This is a genomic window from Streptomyces sp. NPDC085596 (assembly GCF_044541565.1).
GTDB lineage: Bacteria > Actinomycetota > Actinomycetes > Streptomycetales > Streptomycetaceae > Streptomyces.
On the sequence record NZ_JBITTC010000013.1, the window covers coordinates 54580 to 70487 of the forward strand.

16 protein-coding genes are annotated in these 15908 nt (G+C 72.7%); 10 read left to right on the forward strand and 6 right to left on the reverse strand.

Features of this window, described 5'->3' with window-relative positions; translation table 11 throughout:
• Window positions 1-6: 6 nt before the first annotated feature.
• Window positions 7-1671, reverse strand: a complete 1665-nt coding sequence (hutU, locus tag ACIGA3_RS29625; protein ID WP_399721445.1) for a urocanate hydratase — start codon at window positions 1669-1671, stop codon at window positions 7-9.
• 162 nt (window positions 1672-1833) lie between these two features.
• Here hutU and ACIGA3_RS29630 point away from each other — a divergent pair, with 162 nt between their 5' ends.
• The 5 genes from ACIGA3_RS29630 (at window position 1834) to ACIGA3_RS29650 (ending at window position 5534) form a co-directional block, all read left to right on the forward strand.
• Window positions 1834-3219, forward strand: coding sequence for a diaminopimelate decarboxylase (locus tag ACIGA3_RS29630; protein ID WP_399721522.1), 1386 nt, complete (start codon window positions 1834-1836; stop codon window positions 3217-3219).
• A 180-nt stretch (window positions 3220-3399) separates the two neighbouring features.
• Window positions 3400-3789 carry a hypothetical protein gene (locus tag ACIGA3_RS29635; protein ID WP_399721446.1) on the forward strand — a complete coding sequence of 130 codons (390 nt, stop codon included), beginning with the start codon at window positions 3400-3402 and terminating at the stop codon, window positions 3787-3789.
• On the forward strand, window positions 3786-4610 hold the full coding sequence (locus ACIGA3_RS29640; RefSeq protein ID WP_399721448.1) for a transcriptional regulator: 825 nt from the start codon (window positions 3786-3788) through the stop codon (window positions 4608-4610). Before ACIGA3_RS29635 ends, ACIGA3_RS29640 begins: the two co-directional genes overlap by 4 nt.
• A gap of 31 nt (window positions 4611-4641) precedes the next feature.
• Entirely contained in the window at window positions 4642-5139 is a 498-nt protein-coding gene (locus ACIGA3_RS29645; protein WP_399721450.1) for a roadblock/LC7 domain-containing protein, read from the forward strand.
• Window positions 5140-5162: 23 nt separating this feature from the next.
• Complete coding sequence (locus ACIGA3_RS29650; protein ID WP_399721451.1) at window positions 5163-5534, forward strand: hypothetical protein; 372 nt, start codon at window positions 5163-5165, stop codon at window positions 5532-5534.
• 81 nt (window positions 5535-5615) lie between these two features.
• Here ACIGA3_RS29650 and ACIGA3_RS29655 read toward each other — a convergent pair whose 3' ends face one another.
• Both ACIGA3_RS29655 and ACIGA3_RS29660 read right to left on the reverse strand, forming a co-directional pair.
• Window positions 5616-6458: a MurR/RpiR family transcriptional regulator gene (locus tag ACIGA3_RS29655; RefSeq protein ID WP_399721453.1), complete on the reverse strand. Its 843-nt coding sequence runs from the start codon at window positions 6456-6458 to the stop codon at window positions 5616-5618.
• Window positions 6459-6605: 147 nt separating this feature from the next.
• A complete protein-coding gene (locus ACIGA3_RS29660; protein ID WP_399721455.1) occupies window positions 6606-7943 on the reverse strand; it encodes a PLP-dependent aminotransferase family protein in 1338 nt (445 codons plus the stop codon).
• 115 nt (window positions 7944-8058) lie between these two features.
• Here ACIGA3_RS29660 and ACIGA3_RS29665 point away from each other — a divergent pair, with 115 nt between their 5' ends.
• Window positions 8059-8709 (forward strand): LysE family translocator, encoded by a 651-nt coding sequence (locus ACIGA3_RS29665; RefSeq protein WP_399721457.1) that lies wholly within the window; start codon window positions 8059-8061, stop codon window positions 8707-8709.
• 343 nt (window positions 8710-9052) lie between these two features.
• On the opposite strand, the gene ACIGA3_RS29670 is transcribed toward ACIGA3_RS29665, so the two are convergent.
• Window positions 9053-10444, reverse strand: a complete 1392-nt coding sequence (locus ACIGA3_RS29670) for a cystathionine beta-synthase (protein ID WP_399721459.1) — start codon at window positions 10442-10444, stop codon at window positions 9053-9055.
• Window positions 10445-10605: 161 nt separating this feature from the next.
• Here ACIGA3_RS29670 and ACIGA3_RS29675 point away from each other — a divergent pair, with 161 nt between their 5' ends.
• The 3 genes from ACIGA3_RS29675 to ACIGA3_RS29685 all read left to right on the forward strand — a co-directional run bounded on the left by ACIGA3_RS29675 (window position 10606) and on the right by ACIGA3_RS29685 (window position 14082).
• Window positions 10606-11634, forward strand: coding sequence for an SGNH/GDSL hydrolase family protein (locus ACIGA3_RS29675; protein ID WP_399721461.1), 1029 nt, complete (start codon window positions 10606-10608; stop codon window positions 11632-11634).
• A 137-nt stretch (window positions 11635-11771) separates the two neighbouring features.
• A complete protein-coding gene (locus ACIGA3_RS29680) occupies window positions 11772-12992 on the forward strand; it encodes an acetyl-CoA C-acetyltransferase (protein WP_399721463.1) in 1221 nt (406 codons plus the stop codon).
• Window positions 12993-13299: 307 nt separating this feature from the next.
• Window positions 13300-14082: a hypothetical protein gene (locus ACIGA3_RS29685; RefSeq protein ID WP_399721465.1), complete on the forward strand. Its 783-nt coding sequence runs from the start codon at window positions 13300-13302 to the stop codon at window positions 14080-14082.
• Between the two features lie 28 nt (window positions 14083-14110).
• On the opposite strand, the gene ACIGA3_RS29690 is transcribed toward ACIGA3_RS29685, so the two are convergent.
• A complete protein-coding gene (locus ACIGA3_RS29690; protein ID WP_399721466.1) occupies window positions 14111-14422 on the reverse strand; it encodes a hypothetical protein in 312 nt (103 codons plus the stop codon).
• A 98-nt stretch (window positions 14423-14520) separates the two neighbouring features.
• Here ACIGA3_RS29690 and ACIGA3_RS29695 point away from each other — a divergent pair, with 98 nt between their 5' ends.
• Window positions 14521-14748 (forward strand): DUF4287 domain-containing protein, encoded by a 228-nt coding sequence (locus tag ACIGA3_RS29695; RefSeq protein WP_399721468.1) that lies wholly within the window; start codon window positions 14521-14523, stop codon window positions 14746-14748.
• A gap of 79 nt (window positions 14749-14827) precedes the next feature.
• Here the strand turns inward: ACIGA3_RS29695 and ACIGA3_RS29700 are convergent, their stop codons facing one another.
• Entirely contained in the window at window positions 14828-15688 is an 861-nt protein-coding gene (locus tag ACIGA3_RS29700; protein WP_399721470.1) for a Bax inhibitor-1/YccA family protein, read from the reverse strand.
• Window positions 15689-15908 lie beyond the last annotated feature (220 nt).

A 15908-nucleotide genomic window follows, 5' to 3' on the forward strand; every position in this document is an offset into this window, starting at 1 on the left:
AGGAGGTCACTCCCCCTCACCCTCACGCATGGGCACCCGCACGTCCCGCTCCTCGGCGACCGACTCCGCGATGTCGTACCCCGCGTCCACGTGCCGGATGACACCCATGCCGGGGTCGTTGGTCAGCACCCGCCGGATCTTCTCCCCCGCCAGCTTCGTACCGTCGGCGACACTCACCTGCCCCGCGTGGATGGACCGTCCCATCCCCACGCCGCCCCCATGGTGGATGGAGACCCAGGACGCCCCGGAAGCCACGTTGACCATGGCGTTCAGCAGCGGCCAGTCGGCGATCGCGTCGGACCCGTCCAGCATCGCCTCGGTCTCCCGGTAGGGCGAGGCGACGGACCCGCAGTCGAGGTGGTCCCGCCCGATGGCGAGCGGAGCGGCAAGCTCACCGCTCGCCACCATGTCGTTGAACCGCTCCCCCGCCTTGTCCCGCTCGCCGTATCCGAGCCAGCAGATCCGGGCCGGCAGCCCCTGGAAGTGCACCCGCTCGCCGGCCATCTTGATCCAGCGGGCGAGGGACTCGTTCTCCGGGAACAGTTCCAGCAGCGCCTTGTCGGTCTTGGCGATGTCGGCCGGGTCGCCGGAGAGCGCGGCCCAGCGGAAGGGCCCCTTGCCCTCGCAGAACAGGGGCCGGATGTAGGCGGGGACGAAGCCGGGGAAGGCGAACGCCCGCTCGTAGCCCGCGAGCTGGGCCTCGCCGCGGATGGAGTTGCCGTAGTCGAAGACCTCGGCGCCCGCGTCCATGAAGCCGACCATCGCCTCGACGTGCCGGGCCATGGACTCGCGGGCGCGGGTGGTGAACCCGGCCGGGTCCTTCTCGGCGGCGTCGGCCATGTCCTCGAGGTCGACGCCGACCGGGAGGTAGGCCAGCGGGTCGTGCGCGGAGGTCTGGTCGGTGACGATGTCGATGGGGGCGCTCATGGCGAGCAGCTGCGGGACCAGCTCCGCCGCGTTGCCGAGGACGCCGATGGAGAGCGGGCGGCGGGCGTCGCGGGCCTCGGTGGCGAGCTGGAGGGCGTGTTCGAGGCTGTCGGCCTTCACATCGAGGTACTTGTGCTCGATGCGGCGCTCGATGGCACGCGGGTCGACGTCGATACAGATCGCCACGCCGTCGTTCATCGTGACGGCGAGCGGCTGGGCGCCGCCCATGCCGCCGAGTCCGGCGGTCAGGGTGATCGTGCCGGCCAGGGTGCCGCCGAACTTCTTCGCGGCGACGGCGGCGAAGGTCTCGTAGGTGCCCTGGAGGATGCCCTGGGTGCCGATGTAGATCCAGGAACCGGCGGTCATCTGGCCGTACATGGTGAGGCCGAGGGCCTCCAGGCGGCGGAACTCCTCCCAGTTGGCCCAGTCGCCGACCAGGTTGGAGTTGGCGATGAGGACGCGCGGGGCCCACTCGTGGGTCTGCATGACGCCGACCGGGCGGCCGGACTGGACGAGCATGGTCTCGTCCTGCTTCAGCGTCCTGAGCGTGCGCACCATGGCGTCGAAGGAGCGCCAGTCGCGGGCGGCCTTGCCGGTGCCGCCGTAGACGACGAGCTTGTCGGGGTGCTCGGCGACCTCGGGGTCCAGGTTGTTCTGGAGCATCCGGAGGGCGGCTTCCTGCTGCCAGCCCAGGGTGCTCAGTTCCGTGCCGCGCGGTGCTCGTACGGGGCGGGGTCCCGACATCGTGTGCTCCTCCTGTTGCTATGGCTATTCACATAGTCCAGTCGTGAATAGAGCTAGTCAATAGGTTCCGGGTGCCATCGCCCGCGCGGCGGGAATGTTTGGCTGGAACCAGTGAACGGGGGCGAGCGACAGGGACGAGGGCACACCGTGGCACAGGAGACCGTGGAGCACGACGACACCGCCGAGCGGGAGCGGGAGGCCGCCGCGCGCGTCACCCTGCGGGACGCCGCCGTGCGGGGCGCGGTGACGCAGGGGCTGCTCGGCCCGGACGCGCCGCTGGTCGCGCTGCTGGACGTCGCCGGTATCCGGGAGTCGGCGGCGGCCCTGCGCGCCGCGTTCGACGCGGTGGTGGCGCCGGGCACGCCGGTGCTGCACGCGTTCGCGGTGAAGGCGGCCCCGCTGGTGCCCGTGCTGAGCCTGCTGCACGCGGCCGGACTGGGCGCCGAGGCGGCGAGCCCCGGCGAACTGGCCCTCGCCCGCGTCGCCGGGGTGCCCGCCACCCGGACCGTGCTCGACTCCCCCGCCAAGACTCCGGGCGAGCTGCGCGAGGCGCTGGCGCTGGGGGTCGCCGTCAACGCGGACAACCCGCAGGAGCTGGCCCGTATCGACGCGCTGGTCGCCGCCGCGCCCACCCGCTCCCCGCTCGGCATCCGGGTGAACCCGCAGGTCGGCGGGGGGACCATCGGGGCGACGTCCACGGCGACGCCGACCTCCAAGTTCGGGGTGGCGCTGCTGGACGAGGGGGCCAGGGAGTGGGTGGTGCGGGCTTACCTGGACCGGCCGTGGCTGACCCGGCTGCACGCGCACACCGGCTCGCAGGGCATCCCGCTGCCGCTGATGGCGCGGGGCGTGGCGGAGGCGTACGCGCTGGCGGAGGAGGTCAACGAACGGGCCGGGCGGCGCCAGATCGACACCCTGGACATCGGCGGCGGCCTGCCGGTCGACTTCACGGCCGAGGCGACCACGCCGACGTACGCGAAGTATGCCCGGCTGCTGGCCGACGAGGTGCCGGGGCTGTTCGACGGGCGGTACGGGCTGGTGACCGAGTTCGGCCGGTCGCTGCTGGCCAAGCACGGCACGGTGCTGGCGCGAGTGGAGTACGCCAAGAGCGCGGGCGGCCGGCGGATCGCGGTGACGCACGCGGGCGTTCAGGTGGCCACGCGGACGGTGTACGCGCCCGAGCAGTGGCCGCTGCGGGTCGCCGCGTACGACGCCGAGGGCCGGCCGAAGTCCGGGCCGGAGGTGGTGCAGGACGTGGCGGGGCCCGCCTGCTTCTCCGGGGACCTGCTCGCCGAGGGCCGTTCACTGCCCGCACTGGAGCAGGGCGACCTGGCGGCCGCGCTGGACACCGGCGCCTACTACTTCGCCCACCACTACTCGTACAACTCCCTTGCCCGGCCCGGGATCTACGGCTTCGTGCCGGACGGTGCCGGGGGCGTGGAGTTCGCAGTCGTGCGCGAGCCGCAGACGGTGGCGGAGATCGTGGCCGAGTCCGGCGGGGCGCACGCGGACGCGCTCACCACCCTGGGCGCGCCCGGGAGCCGTTGACGCGGAGAGCCGGGCCGATGGACAAAGGGACCGACTTCCGCGCAACGCACGCCAATCGGCCCACACTAGTACGCCGGACGCACGTTCCAACGGAAAATGCCAAAGCCCTCACCCGCCACGCACACGTTGCGTAGTCTCGGTGTCACTGAGCCGGAGTCCCAGGCGGGGAGGGAGCCCACGGTGCCCGGAATCGACGAATGCTTACTGGAAGCCATGCGGTTGCCCGGCGCCCGGGGGGCCGCGCTGGTGGACTGGACGAGCGGACTGGCCCTCGGCACGGTCGGCGAGGCGCCCGGCGGTGACCACGAGACCACGGCCGCCGAGGCCGCCGAACTGGCCCGGCTGGCCGCCGAACACGGCGCCTTCTCGGCCGGGGAGAGCGAGGACGGGCGGCCACCCGTCGAGGACGTGATCGTCAGCAACCATGACAGCTATCACCTGCTGCGGTTCGTGGACACGTCCTTCGACAGCAGTGTCTTCCTCCATCTGTGGGTCGGCCGAGAGGAGGGCAATCTCGCGCTCGCCCGTATCCGGCTCGGCGAGATGGCCGCCCGGCTGGTGCTGGGATGACCGTGGTGGACATACCCCCGCCGCTGCCCGTGCGGGACCGGAGCGACCAGCGCGACATGGCCGCGGGCGCCCTGTCCCCGATGCTCAGACGGCTCGCCGAGGAACGGGCCACCGGTGTCCTCGTCCGCGAGCACGGCACCCTCTACCTCGCCCAGGGCAGAGTGGTGCACGCCGAGAGTCCGCTCGCCCCCGGCCTCGGCGTGCTCCTCACCGCCCATGGCACCCTCGCGACGACAGCCTGGCAGCGCGCCACCGAGCGCTCCGCGAGCCCGTCGGACGCCGCCCGGCTGCTGCTCGACGCCGGGCTGCTGCCCGAGGGCGCGCTGGAACTGTGCCACCTGGACGCGCTGTACGACGCCGGGTACTTCGCCCTCGCGCCGAGCAGCGCACCGGGCCGCTTCCGCTACGACGGCACGCCCCAGCTGGGCCCGCTGCCCTCGGTGCCGGTCGTCGCGCTGGAGCGGGAGACGCTGCGCCGCCGCCTGCTGCTGCACCGGCTCTGGCCCGACCCGGCCGCCGACAGCGCCCCGCTGATCCGGGCGGACCCGGCCCGAGCGGCCCAGGTCCCGCCGCGCCGCCGGGCGGTGCTGGAGCGGGTGGACGGCGTCCGCACCGCGCTGCGCATCGCCCACGACCTGGGACGCCAGGCGTTCCACACGCTGGTGGACGTGCGGCGGCTCACGGCGGACGGCCTGCTGGCCCCGGTGCCGACCGCGCCGGACCCGCCGCCGGCGGCGTTCCATCCGCCCGCCCCGCTCACGGTCACCGACCCCGACATCGCGCTGCTGAAGAGGCTCAGGAATGCGCTGGAGGCGCTTTGAACGGCAACCGCCCGCCGAGAGGAGAGAGCTGATGCTGCCCGAATCGGATCTGGCCGCCGTCCTGGACGAGCTGCGGCGGCTGCGCACCCGGGTGCCCCAGCTCACCGGCGCCCTGGCCGCGGGCGTGGACGGCCTCGTCGTCGCCCATGACACACCCGGCGTCGACCCCGACGGGCTCGCGGCGCTCACCGCGGCCTCACTCGGCGTCGCCGTCCGGCTAGCCGACGCCACCGGCAACGGCGGCTTCCGGGAGCTGCTGGTGCGCGGCGAGCGCGGCTATGTCGCCACCTACGCGGCCGGGCGCACCGCCGTACTGACGCTGCTCGCGCAGGACCGGGTCAACGTCGGGCGGCTGCACCTGGAGGGCCGCCGGGCGGGCGCCCGCGTCGGGGAGCTGCTCGACGCCGCCGAGGCCGAGGCCCGGCGCCGCCCGCCGGAGCGGCCCGCCCGGCCCACACCCGCCCGTACCCGCGCCACCCGCACCGCGCGGGCCACGGCCACCGAAACACCGACCGCAACCGAGAGTTGAACCTCCGAAAGGACAGCAGAACCATGGCGAACACCGAAACGGCACTGAAAGAGGCGCTCACCTCCATCGAGGGTGCCACCGGCGTCGCGCTCGTCGACTACACCAGCGGCATGGCGCTGGGCACGCTGGGCGGCAGCAAGACCTTCGACCTGAACGTCGCCGCCGCGGGCAACACCGATGTGATCCGCGCCAAGATGCGCACCATGGAGCACCTGGGGCTCAACGCCGAGATCGAGGACATCCTGATCACGCTGAGCGACCAGTACCACCTGATCCGCCTGCTGAAGGGCAGGGGCGGCAACGGGCTGTTCCTCTACCTGGTGCTGGACGGCCGGGCGAACCTGGCGATGGCCCGGCACCAGCTGAAGCGGATCGAGGAGGACCTGGAGGTCTGAGCGACCCGCACCGGCACGGCGGCGGGCCCCTCCGGGGGCCGCGTCGCCCGCCGCGCCGGTCCAGCCGACAGAGCGTGCCGGTCACTCCGCGAAGAGTCCTCGGGCCGCTGCCCGCGCGTCGAACTCCTCCAGCCGGGACTGCGCGTCGGGCAGCCCGTCGCACAGCGCCTCCAGCAGCACCCTGCCCAGCAGCATCGGCGCGCACGCGGTGTCGAAGGCGAGCCCGGTGCCGACGGCGGCGGGGAGCAGCAGGTCGGAGTACTTGGCGACCGGCGCGAACGCGGAGTCGGCGACCGTGACGACGGTCAGCCCCGCCTCCTTGGCGTGCGCGAGGGTGTCCAGCACCTCGCGCGGGTGCCGGGGCAGCGCGAAGCAGAGCAGCGCGGAGGCACCGGCCCGTACGGCGGCGTCGATGCGGTCCTGCACCATCGAACCGCCCTCGTCGAGCAGCCGGACGTCGGGGTGGACCTTGGCGGCGAAGTAGGCGAAGCCGAACGCCTGCGGGGCGGCGGCGCGCAGGCCCAGCACCGGCAGCGGGCGGGAGGCGGCCAGGAGGCGGCCCGCGCGCTGGACGGGGGCGGGGTCGGCGAGCAGTTCGGCGAGGTGCTTGAGGTTCTCGATCTCGGCCTCGACGGCCTGCTGGTACTCGTTGAACGCGCCGTTGTCGGCGGCCGGTTCGGCGGGCACGACCTCGCGCAGATGGCGGCGGAGCGCCGGGTAGCCGTCGAAGCCGAGGGCGACGGCGAACCGGGTGACGGAGGGCTGGCTGACCCCGGCCAGCTCGGCGAGTTCCACGCTGGACAGAAACGGCACGTCGGCGGCGCGGCGCACCATGCTGTGCGCGATGCGGCGCTGGGTGGGCGTGAGCCGGTGCCCCTCGAAGAGCGCCTGCAACCGGTTCGCAGGGCTGTCGCTCGCGCTCATGCCGCGCTCCCCTCCAGATGTCGTCGGGTCCTGGGCGCCCCCGCGCGGAAAGTACGGAGGGTACAGCGCCGGGGCGGGGTCGGGCACCGTCGCCTATTCAGACGAGAGACGCCCTGCATACCTTTATACAGCGAGGCGGGCTGGGCGTCAGTCGGCGAGCAGATCCTCCGGGGCGGACCGGGCGATGCCGGCCAGGGTGTCCAGGGCGGCGCCGAGCGCGTCGGAGGGCGGGGAGGCGAGGGCGAGCCGGACCGCGTGCGGGGCGCTGTCGCGGCGTACGGCGAACGCGGCGGCGGGGGCCACGGCGATGCCGTGCCGCGCCGCGGCGGCGACGAAGGTGTCCGCCCGCCAGCCCTCCGGCAGCCGCCACCAGCAGTGGTAGGCGCGGGAGTCCCCGCGCACGTCGAACCCGTCGAGCCGCCGGGCCGCCAGCGCCTGCCGCTCGACGGCGTCCCGCCGCTTGTCCCGTACGAGCCTCCCGGCGGTGCCGTCGCGCTGCCAGCGCCGCATGACCTCCAGGGCGAAGCGCATGGGGGTCCAGCCGCCGGAGCGCAGCGAGGTGGCGAGGCGGTCGGTGCGGGCGGGAGGCGCGACGAGGAAGCCGAGGGTGAGGCCGGGGGCGACGCGCTTGGAGAGGCTGTCGACGAGCACGGTCCGCTCGGGCAACAGGGCAGCCAGCGGCGGGAGTTCATCACACAGGAAGCCCCAGACGGCGTCCTCGACCACGGGGAGGTCCAGCCGGGTCAGCACCTCGGCCAGCGCGGCCAGCCGGTCGGGCGGCGCGGTGAGCGAGAGCGGGTTGTGCAGGGTCGGCTGCGTGTAGACGGCGTGCAGCGGGGCGCGGCGATGGGCCTGCTCGACGGCGCCGGGGACGAGCCCTTCGTCGTCCATGGCGAGCGGTACGAGGGTGACGCCGAGCCGGGCCGCGACCGTCCGGATGACGGGGTACGTCAGCTCCTCCACCCCGAGCCGCCCGCCGGGCGGGACCAGGGCGGCGACGGCGGCCGAGATGGCCTGGCGGCCGTTCCCGGCGAACAGCACCTGGCCGGGGTCGGGGCGCCAGCCGCCTCGGGCGAGCAGGTCGGCGGCGGCCTCACGGGCCGCGGGGGTGCCTGCGGCGCCGACCGGGCGGAGGGCGTCGCCGAGGATGTCGGGCCGGGTCAGCGGGGCCAGGCTCTCGGCCAGCAGGGCGGTGTGGCCGGGCAGGGCGGGGTGGTTCAGCTCCAGGTCGACGCGGGCGGCGGCCGGTTCGGTGAGGGCGGGGGCGGCGGTCTCGGCTCCGGCGCGGACGTAGGTGCCCCGGCCGACCTCGCCCACGGTGAGGCCCCTGCGGGCGAGTTCACGGTAGACGCGGGTGGCGGTGGAGTCGGCGATGCCGTGCCGCCGGGCGAACGCCCGCTGCGGGGGCAGCCGGTCACCGGGGCGGAGGGTCCCGCTGCGGATCTCCTCGGCCACCGCGTCGGCCACGATCCGGTAGTCGCTCACTCCGCGCCCCCTCCCACGACATTGCCCCGAGAACAATAGCGGCTATTGCACCGAGAATTGACGGTCCATAACCTCAAGGCATTACCGCTCACGCACACACACCGGGGGATTTCCCATGCTCATCGAGCCCAGCGCGGCCCTGGGGGTGACGGTGGTGGCCCTCGGGATGGTCCTCACCCCGGGCCCGAACATGATCTACCTGGTCTCGCGCAGCATCACCCAGGGCAGACGCGCCGGGCTGATCTCCCTCGGCGGGGTGGCCCTGGGCTTCGTCGCCTACCTGCTGGCGGCCAACCTGGGCCTGTCGGTGCTCTTCCTCGCGGTGCCGGAGCTGTACGTCGCGGTGAAGCTGGCCGGCGCCGGATACCTCGCGTATCTCGCCTGGTCGGCGCTGCGGCCCGGCGGGGTCTCGGTCTTCGCCCCGCGCGAGGTGCCGCCCGACTCGCCGCGCAGGCTGTTCACGATGGGCCTGATGACGAACCTGCTCAACCCGAAGATCGCCATCATGTACCTGTCCCTGATCCCGCAGTTCGTCGACCTGGACCGGGGTCATGTCCTCACCCAGGGCCTGCTGCTGGGCTCCTGCCAGATCGCGGTGAGCGTGGCGGTGAACCTCGCCATCGTGCTCGCCGCCGGCACCATCGCCACCTTCCTGACCCGCCGTCCGACCTGGCTGAAGATCCAGCGGTACGCGATGGGCACGGTCCTGGGCGCCCTCGCCGTCACCCTGGCGATGGACACCTCGGGGCCGAGCACGACGAGCTGAGACCCCGTGGAAGGACCCCGTGGAAGAGCCCCGTAAAAGGCTTTCGCGGGGACCGCCGCACCCCCGGTGAAGGGGGGCGGGACGACGGCGGTCCCCGCGAGGGACGCGGGTCGGGTCAGGCCCGTGCGCGTCCGGGGCGCCTTGGAGGTCCGGGAGCCGCTCCGGAGTTTCCTGGGCGCCGTTCGGCGTCGGCACGGGCGAGAAGCCTCCCCCAGTGCTTGAAGCCTGGGAGGTGCCCCCACCACCCTTGCCGACACCCACCACTGTGCCGGAGCCGTGTTAAGCGGGTGCTGCGCGCACGTGACACGCTCGTGCCACTTGCACCACGGCTCGGCCAAGAGGGCTAGTGCAGGCCGCCCTTGGCCAGGAAGGACAGCAGGTCCTGGCGGCTGACCACACCGGTCGGCTTGCCCTCGACCAGCACGATCGCCGCGTCCGCCGCGCCCAGCACCGTCATCAGGTCGCCCACCGGCTCACCGGAGCCGACCTGCGGCAGCGGGGCCGACATGTGCTTCTCCAGCGGGTCGCCCAGCGAGGCCCGCTGCGAGAACAGCGCGTCCAGCAGCTCCCGCTCCACGACGGAGCCGACGACCTCGGCGGCCATCACGTCCGGGTGACCGGCGCCCGGCTTCACGACCGGCATCTGCGAGACGCCGTACTCGCGCAGCACCTCGATGGCCTCGCCGACCGTTTCCTCCGGGTGCATGTGGACCAGGGACGGGATGACACCGCCGGCCTTGTCCTTGAGCACGTCGGCGACGCGGGCGCTGGGGCCCTCGTCCTCCAGGAAGCCGTAGTCCGCCATCCACTCGTCGTTGAAGATCTTCGAGAGGTAGCCGCGGCCGCTGTCCGGGAGCAGGACGACCACCACGTCGTCCGGCCCGAGGTCCTCCGCGACGCGCAGCGCGGCGACGACCGCCATGCCGCAGGAGCCGCCGACGAGCAGGCCCTCCTCCTTGGCGAGGCGGCGGGTCATCTGGAAGGCGTCCTTGTCGGAGACCGGCACGATCCCGTCGGCCACGTTCCGGTCGTAGGCGGTCGGCCAGAAGTCCTCGCCGACGCCCTCGATCAGGTACGGGCGGCCCGAGCCGCCGGAGTAGACGGAGCCCTCCGGGTCGGCGCCGATGACCTTGACCTTGCCGCCGCTGGCGTCCTTCAGGTAGTTGCCGGTGCCGGAGATGGTGCCGCCGGTGCCGACGCCCGCCACGAAGTGCGTGATCTTCCCGTCGGTCTGCTCCCACAGCTCGGGGCCGGTCGAGTGATAGTGCGAGAGCGGGTTGTTGGGGTTGGAGTACTGGTCGGGCTTCCAGGCTCCGGGCGTCTCACGGACCAGCCGGTCGGACACGTTGTAGTAGGAGTCCGGGTGCTCCGGGTCCACGGCGGTCGGGCAGACCACGACCTCGGCGCCGTACGCGCGCAGCACGTTGATCTTGTCCATGCTGACCTTGTCGGGGCACACGAAGATGCACTTGTACCCCTTCTGCTGGGCCACGATGGCGAGCCCGACGCCGGTGTTGCCGCTGGTCGGCTCGACGATCGTGCCTCCGGGCTTCAGCTCCCCGCTCGCTTCCGCCGCCTCGATCATGCGAACGGCGATGCGGTCCTTCACGGAACCGCCGGGGTTGAAGTACTCCACCTTGGCCAGGACGGTGGCCTGGATGCCCTCGGTCACGCTGTTGAGCCTCACCAGCGGGGTGTTGCCGACGAGACTGATCATCGAGTCGTGGAAATGCACCGTTGTCTCCGGTTGCTTGCAAAAAACTGTGGTCGTCGTGGTTGTGCCAGCCTACGGCCAGCCGGAGGAGATGCGGACGGGCCTTCACTCCGTGTGGAGATTGGCGCACATGCCGTACGGGGCAAGGAGTGGGTACGGCTACGAGGAGGTGGCGGCGACGCATGACGAGCATGTCGAGGGCGAGAGTGGCCCGGCGCATCGCGGCCGGGGCGGCGTACGGCGGCGGCGGGGTCGGACTGGTCGGCGCGGCCGCCGTGGGACTGGTGCTGACCGAGATGCGGCTGGCCCGGCGCCATGTGAACAACGGCGCCACCGGCCGGGTGCCCCTGGCGGACGGGGTGTACGGCTCCGGGTACGGACGGTCCGGCGAGCCCCCGCTGCGGCTGGCCATGCTGGGCGACTCCACGGCCGCCGGGCAGGGTGTGCACCGGGCGGGCCAGACACCGGGCGCGCTGCTGGCCTCGGGGCTGGCCGCGGTGGCGGAGCGGCCGGTGAGTCTCCACAACGTCGCGCTGCCGGGCGCCACCTCGGACGACCTGGACCGGCAGGTGGCGCTGGTGGTGGCGGCACCGCTGGCCGCGCCCGACATCTGCGTGATCATGATCGGCGCGAACGACGTCACCCGCCGCATCCCGCCCACCCGCTCGGTCCGGCACCTGTCGGCGGCGGTACGGCGGCTGCGCGCGGCCGGTACCGAGGTCGTCGTCGGCACCTGTCCCGACCTCGGCACCATCGAGCCGGTGCGGCAGCCGCTGCGCTGGCTGGCCCGGCGCGCCTCGCGGCAGCTGGCGGCGGCGCAGACCATCGGGTCGGTGGAGCAGGGCGGCCGGACGGTGTCGCTCGGCGATCTACTGGGCCCGGAGTTCGCGGCCAACCCCCGCGAGCTGTTCGGCCCGGACCACTACCACCCCTCGGCCGAGGGGTACGCGACCGCGGCGATGGCGGTGCTGCCCACCCTCTGCGCGGCGCTCGGCCTGTGGCCCGCCGGGGAGGAGGGGCCGGACGCCTCGCGCCGGGAGGGCTTCCTGCCGGTGGCCCGCGCGGCCGCCGAGGCGGCGTCGGAGGCGGGTACGGAGGTCGCGGCGGCGATGCCGACCGGGCCGCGCGGCCCCTGGGCGCTGCTCAAGCGGCGCCGGCGCCGGCGGGTGCGGGAGACCGAGCCGGCCGCGCCCTCACGAACCCGGCCATGAACCCGGCGGCCCCGGCCCAAGCAAGCGCTTAGACAATTGCGGTCAGTGTCACACCGCCGCACGGGTGACCCGGACCATACGTACGGGTAACTTCCGACTCGGCCCTGCCCGAATTCCGTCAAGCCTCTGGAGCCGTGATGCCTGAAGCCGTCATCGTGTCGACCGCCCGCTCCCCCATCGGCCGCGCCTTCAAGGGCTCCCTGAAGGACCTGCGCCCGGACGACCTCACCGCCACGATCATCCAGGCGGCGCTCGCCAAGGTCCCCGAGCTGGACCCCCGGGACATCGACGACCTGATGCTCGGCTGCGGCCTGCCTGGCGGCGAGCAGGGCAACAACCTCGGCCGGATCGTCGCCGTGCAGATGGGTATGGACCACCTGCCGGGCTGCACGATCACCCGCTACTGTTCCTCCTCGCTCCAGACCTCCCGCATGGCGCTGCACGCCATCAAGGCCGGCGAGGGCGACGTCTTCATCTCGGCCGGTGTGGAGATGGTCTCCCGCTTCACCAAGGGCAACTCCGACAGCCTCCCGGACACGCGCAACCCCCTCTTCGCCGAGGCCGAGGCCCGCACCGCGGCCGTCGCCGAGCAGGAGGGCACCAGCTGGCACGACCCGCGCGAGGACGGCCTCGTCCCGGACGCGTACATCGCCATGGGCCAGACCGCCGAGAACCTCGCCCGGCTCAAGGGCATCAGCCGCCGGGAGATGGACGAGTTCGGCGTCCGCTCGCAGAACCTCGCCGAGCAGGCCATCAAGGACGGCTTCTGGGAGCGCGAGATCACCCCGGTCACGCTGCCCGACGGCACCGTGGTCAGCCAGGACGACGGCCCGCGCGCGGGCGTCAGCCTGGAGGGCGTCGAGGGCCTGAAGCCGGTGTTCCGCCCCGACGGCCTGGTCACCGCGGCCAACTGCTGCCCGCTCAACGACGGCGCCGCGGCCCTCGTCATCATGAGCGACACCAAGGCCCGCGAGCTTGGCCTGACCCCGCTCGCCCGCATCGTCTCCACCGGTGTCTCCGGCCTCTCCCCCGAGATCATGGGCCTCGGCCCGGTCGAGGCCAGCAAGCAGGCGCTGAGCCGCGCCGGTCTCGGCGTCGGCGACATCGACCTGGTCGAGATCAACGAGGCGTTCGCCGCCCAGGTGATCCCCTCCTACCAGGAGCTGGGCATCGACCTGGACCGGCTCAACGTCAACGGCGGCGCCATCGCGGTCGGCCACCCCTTCGGCATGACCGGCGCCCGGATCACCGGCACGCTGATCAACTCCCTCCAGTTCCACGACAAGCAGTTCGGTCTGGAGACCATGTGCGTCGGCGGCGGCCAGGGCATGGCGATGGTCATCGAGCGCCTCAGCTGAGCCTTCCGGCAAACCTCCGCTGATCGACCCTCCGTGACCGTCTCCGCACGGTCGGTCGAGAACGGCCCAGAACCCGGTAAACCACCCGGGTTCTGGGCCTTTTTGTGATCCAATCTCCCCCAGGGTGTGACCTATCTCGCTCGCTGGGGGAATCGGCGCAGGTCAGTGCCGTGACCCGAGTGGCGCCAGAGGCCGCTGAGGCCAAAGTCCTGTCCGTTTCGTGACGTTACGCACTGACAGGCGGTCAGTCCACCCTTCAAGCTGAGGTAGGAAGTCGGGGGTCGACTTTGAACCTGGGAGTACGTCAGTGAGCGCCATGCCCATCGCCCTGCTGCTCACCACGGCCGCCACGGGCGCCGTGGGCGTGGCCGTCCTGTGCACCGTGCTGCGGCTGCGCCGCCAGATCGCCGAGCTGCACACCCAGCTCGCCGCGCATCAGGCGGCCGAGATCCGCGCGCTGCTGCCCGCGGCCCGCACCACCGCCGACGCGGAGGAGATACGCGAGGCCGTGGCCGCCGCGCTCGCCGAGGAGCGGGAGCGTGAGCTGGCCGAGGCCCGCGCGTTCTGGGCCGCGCAGGAGGTCCGCGACCTCTCCGACGCGCCGCCCCCGCTCTACGGACTGGACGCCGATACGTTCCTGCCCCGCCAGTCCGACTTCGCGGGCCTGGAGCCGGTCTCGGAACCGGCCGTCGAGCCGGACGAGTTCTCCGGTGACTCCCCCGAGCTGGCCGCGGCCCGCCGCCGCCACCCCTCGCACCCCGACTTCGTCCCGGTGCAGTCCCCCGTGGGCGACGAGGAGGAGCGCGCCGTCACCATCCTGGAGCGGCTGTCCGTCGAGGGCACCGCGCTCGCCGATGTCCGCCCCGGCCCGCTGGGCACCCTCGATGTCTATGTCTTCGCCGACGGCACCACCCTGTGCATGACACCGGGCCACCGCGAGACCGCCGAACGGCTGGCCTCCGCGCTCCAGCAGGGCGAGGCCCCCTGCCTGCTGGGCGGCTCGGGCATCTCCGGCGCCTTCACCCTGACCTTCGCCTGCGGCGAGGAGACGGTGTACGTCCTCGCCGACCGGGTCATCGCCTCGCTGTAGCGGTACCGGGCGAGCCGGGCCGGGCGCCTCAGACGCCGGCCCGCTTGCGGGCCTCCTCGACCAGCTCCACCGCCTCCTTGAGCTGGTCCTCGCCGCGCAGCGCGACCGCCAGGTCGTGCCCGGCCACCGTGATCTGGTCGGCCGCCGCGAACATCCCCGCGTCCGGCATCTCGCGCGGCTCGCTGCCCGGCTCCTCCAGCTCCTGCGCCCGCCGGGCCAGCTCCCGCGCGACCGCCAGCGCCTCGGCGGCCGCGCCGCGCTGCAGCCGGCTCTGCGGGGCGGCCCGCAGCCGGTCGGCGAAGTGTTCCACTGCTTTGGTCAGGGGCGTCGTATCCAGCACGCGCCGAGCGTAACGCGGGCACTGTTGCCAAGCGGCCCGCGCTCGGGCACGGTGACCTGAAGGACCGGCCTTAATTTCCCTTGTGTCCGGAGGCGCCGATGTCCCAAGTCTTCTCCGAGGAGACCCACCGCAACCTGCTCGCCCGTATCCCGCACTGCACCGGCCGTGAAGTCGCCGACTGGCTGCGCACCGTCGAGGAGGGCCCGTCCCTCCGCTTCGAGGACAAGGTCAGCTGGCTCCGGCACGAGCACGACCTCGCGTACGGCCACGCCAAGGCCATCGTCCACGAGTACGACCTGAGGAGGGCCGCGCGCAAGCTGCGCTGACCGGCCCCGGCCCGCACACGGCAAAGGGCCCCCGGTGCTGTGCACCGGGGGCCCTTTGCCGTGTGGACGCGCTGACGCGCTAGTCGTTGTTGCTGAAGATGGCGACCAGGCGCAGCATCTCCAGGTAGATCCACACCAGGGCAACGGTGAGACCGAACGCGGCGAGCCAGGACTCCTCGCGCGGGGCGCCGTAGGCGATGCCGTCCTCGATCTGCTTGAAGTCCAGGGTCAGGAAGAACGCGCCGAGCAGGATGGCGATGACGCCGACGATCGCGCCCAGCGGGCCCATGCCGCGCAGACCGCCGTCCGGGGCGACACCGAACACGACCAGCAGCATGTTCACCGCCATGGCCAGCACGAACGCGATGGCGATGGCCATGCCGATACGGGCGTACCGGGCGGTGACACGAATCCAGCCGGCCTTGTACACCAGCAGGGTGGCGGCGGAGACCGCCATGGTGCCGAGCACCGCCTGGAAGGGGGCACCGCTCCAGCGGCTGTTGTACATCTCGCTGATGACCCCGAGGAAGACGCCCTCGAAGGCCGCGTACGCCAGGATCAGCGCGGGCGACGGCCTGCGCTTGAAGCTCTGCACCAGGCCCAGGACCATGGCGACGATCGCGGACCCGAAGCCCAGCGCGTAGCTGGTCGGGGTGACCGGCAGCAGGGCCCAGGCGAGCACCGCGCCGACGACGACGGTGCCCAGCGTGATCGCCGAGCGGACGACCACGTCGTCCATCGTCATCCGGCCGGTCGTGGGCGGGGCCTGCGGCGGGGCGCCCTGGCCGACGGTGGTCTGCGCGTACGGGTTCTGCGCGTACGGGTTCTGGCCGTACGGGTTGCCCTGCGCGTACCCGGCCTGCTGTGCGGTGTCGAAGCCTGCGTAGCCGTTGTCGCGGCCGAATCCTCGGCGCGAGAAGACCGGGTTACTGCTCCTCATTTCACTCCTCCATGGCTGCCGTGCGCAGCCTTGGCTCAAGAGTAATGGACTGGCAAAGGACCGGCCCTGCTCCGAGAGGAGGATCTTTCCTTCGCCGTGCTTGACCAACGCACCACGCGGAAGCCATGTTCCCAGCTCGGTCGTCTTATATGCCAGCTCTTATGTGCCTGCCCAGAGCGGAAGAGGCCGGCCGCCGGTTCCCGCGGGAGGCGCTCGCGGG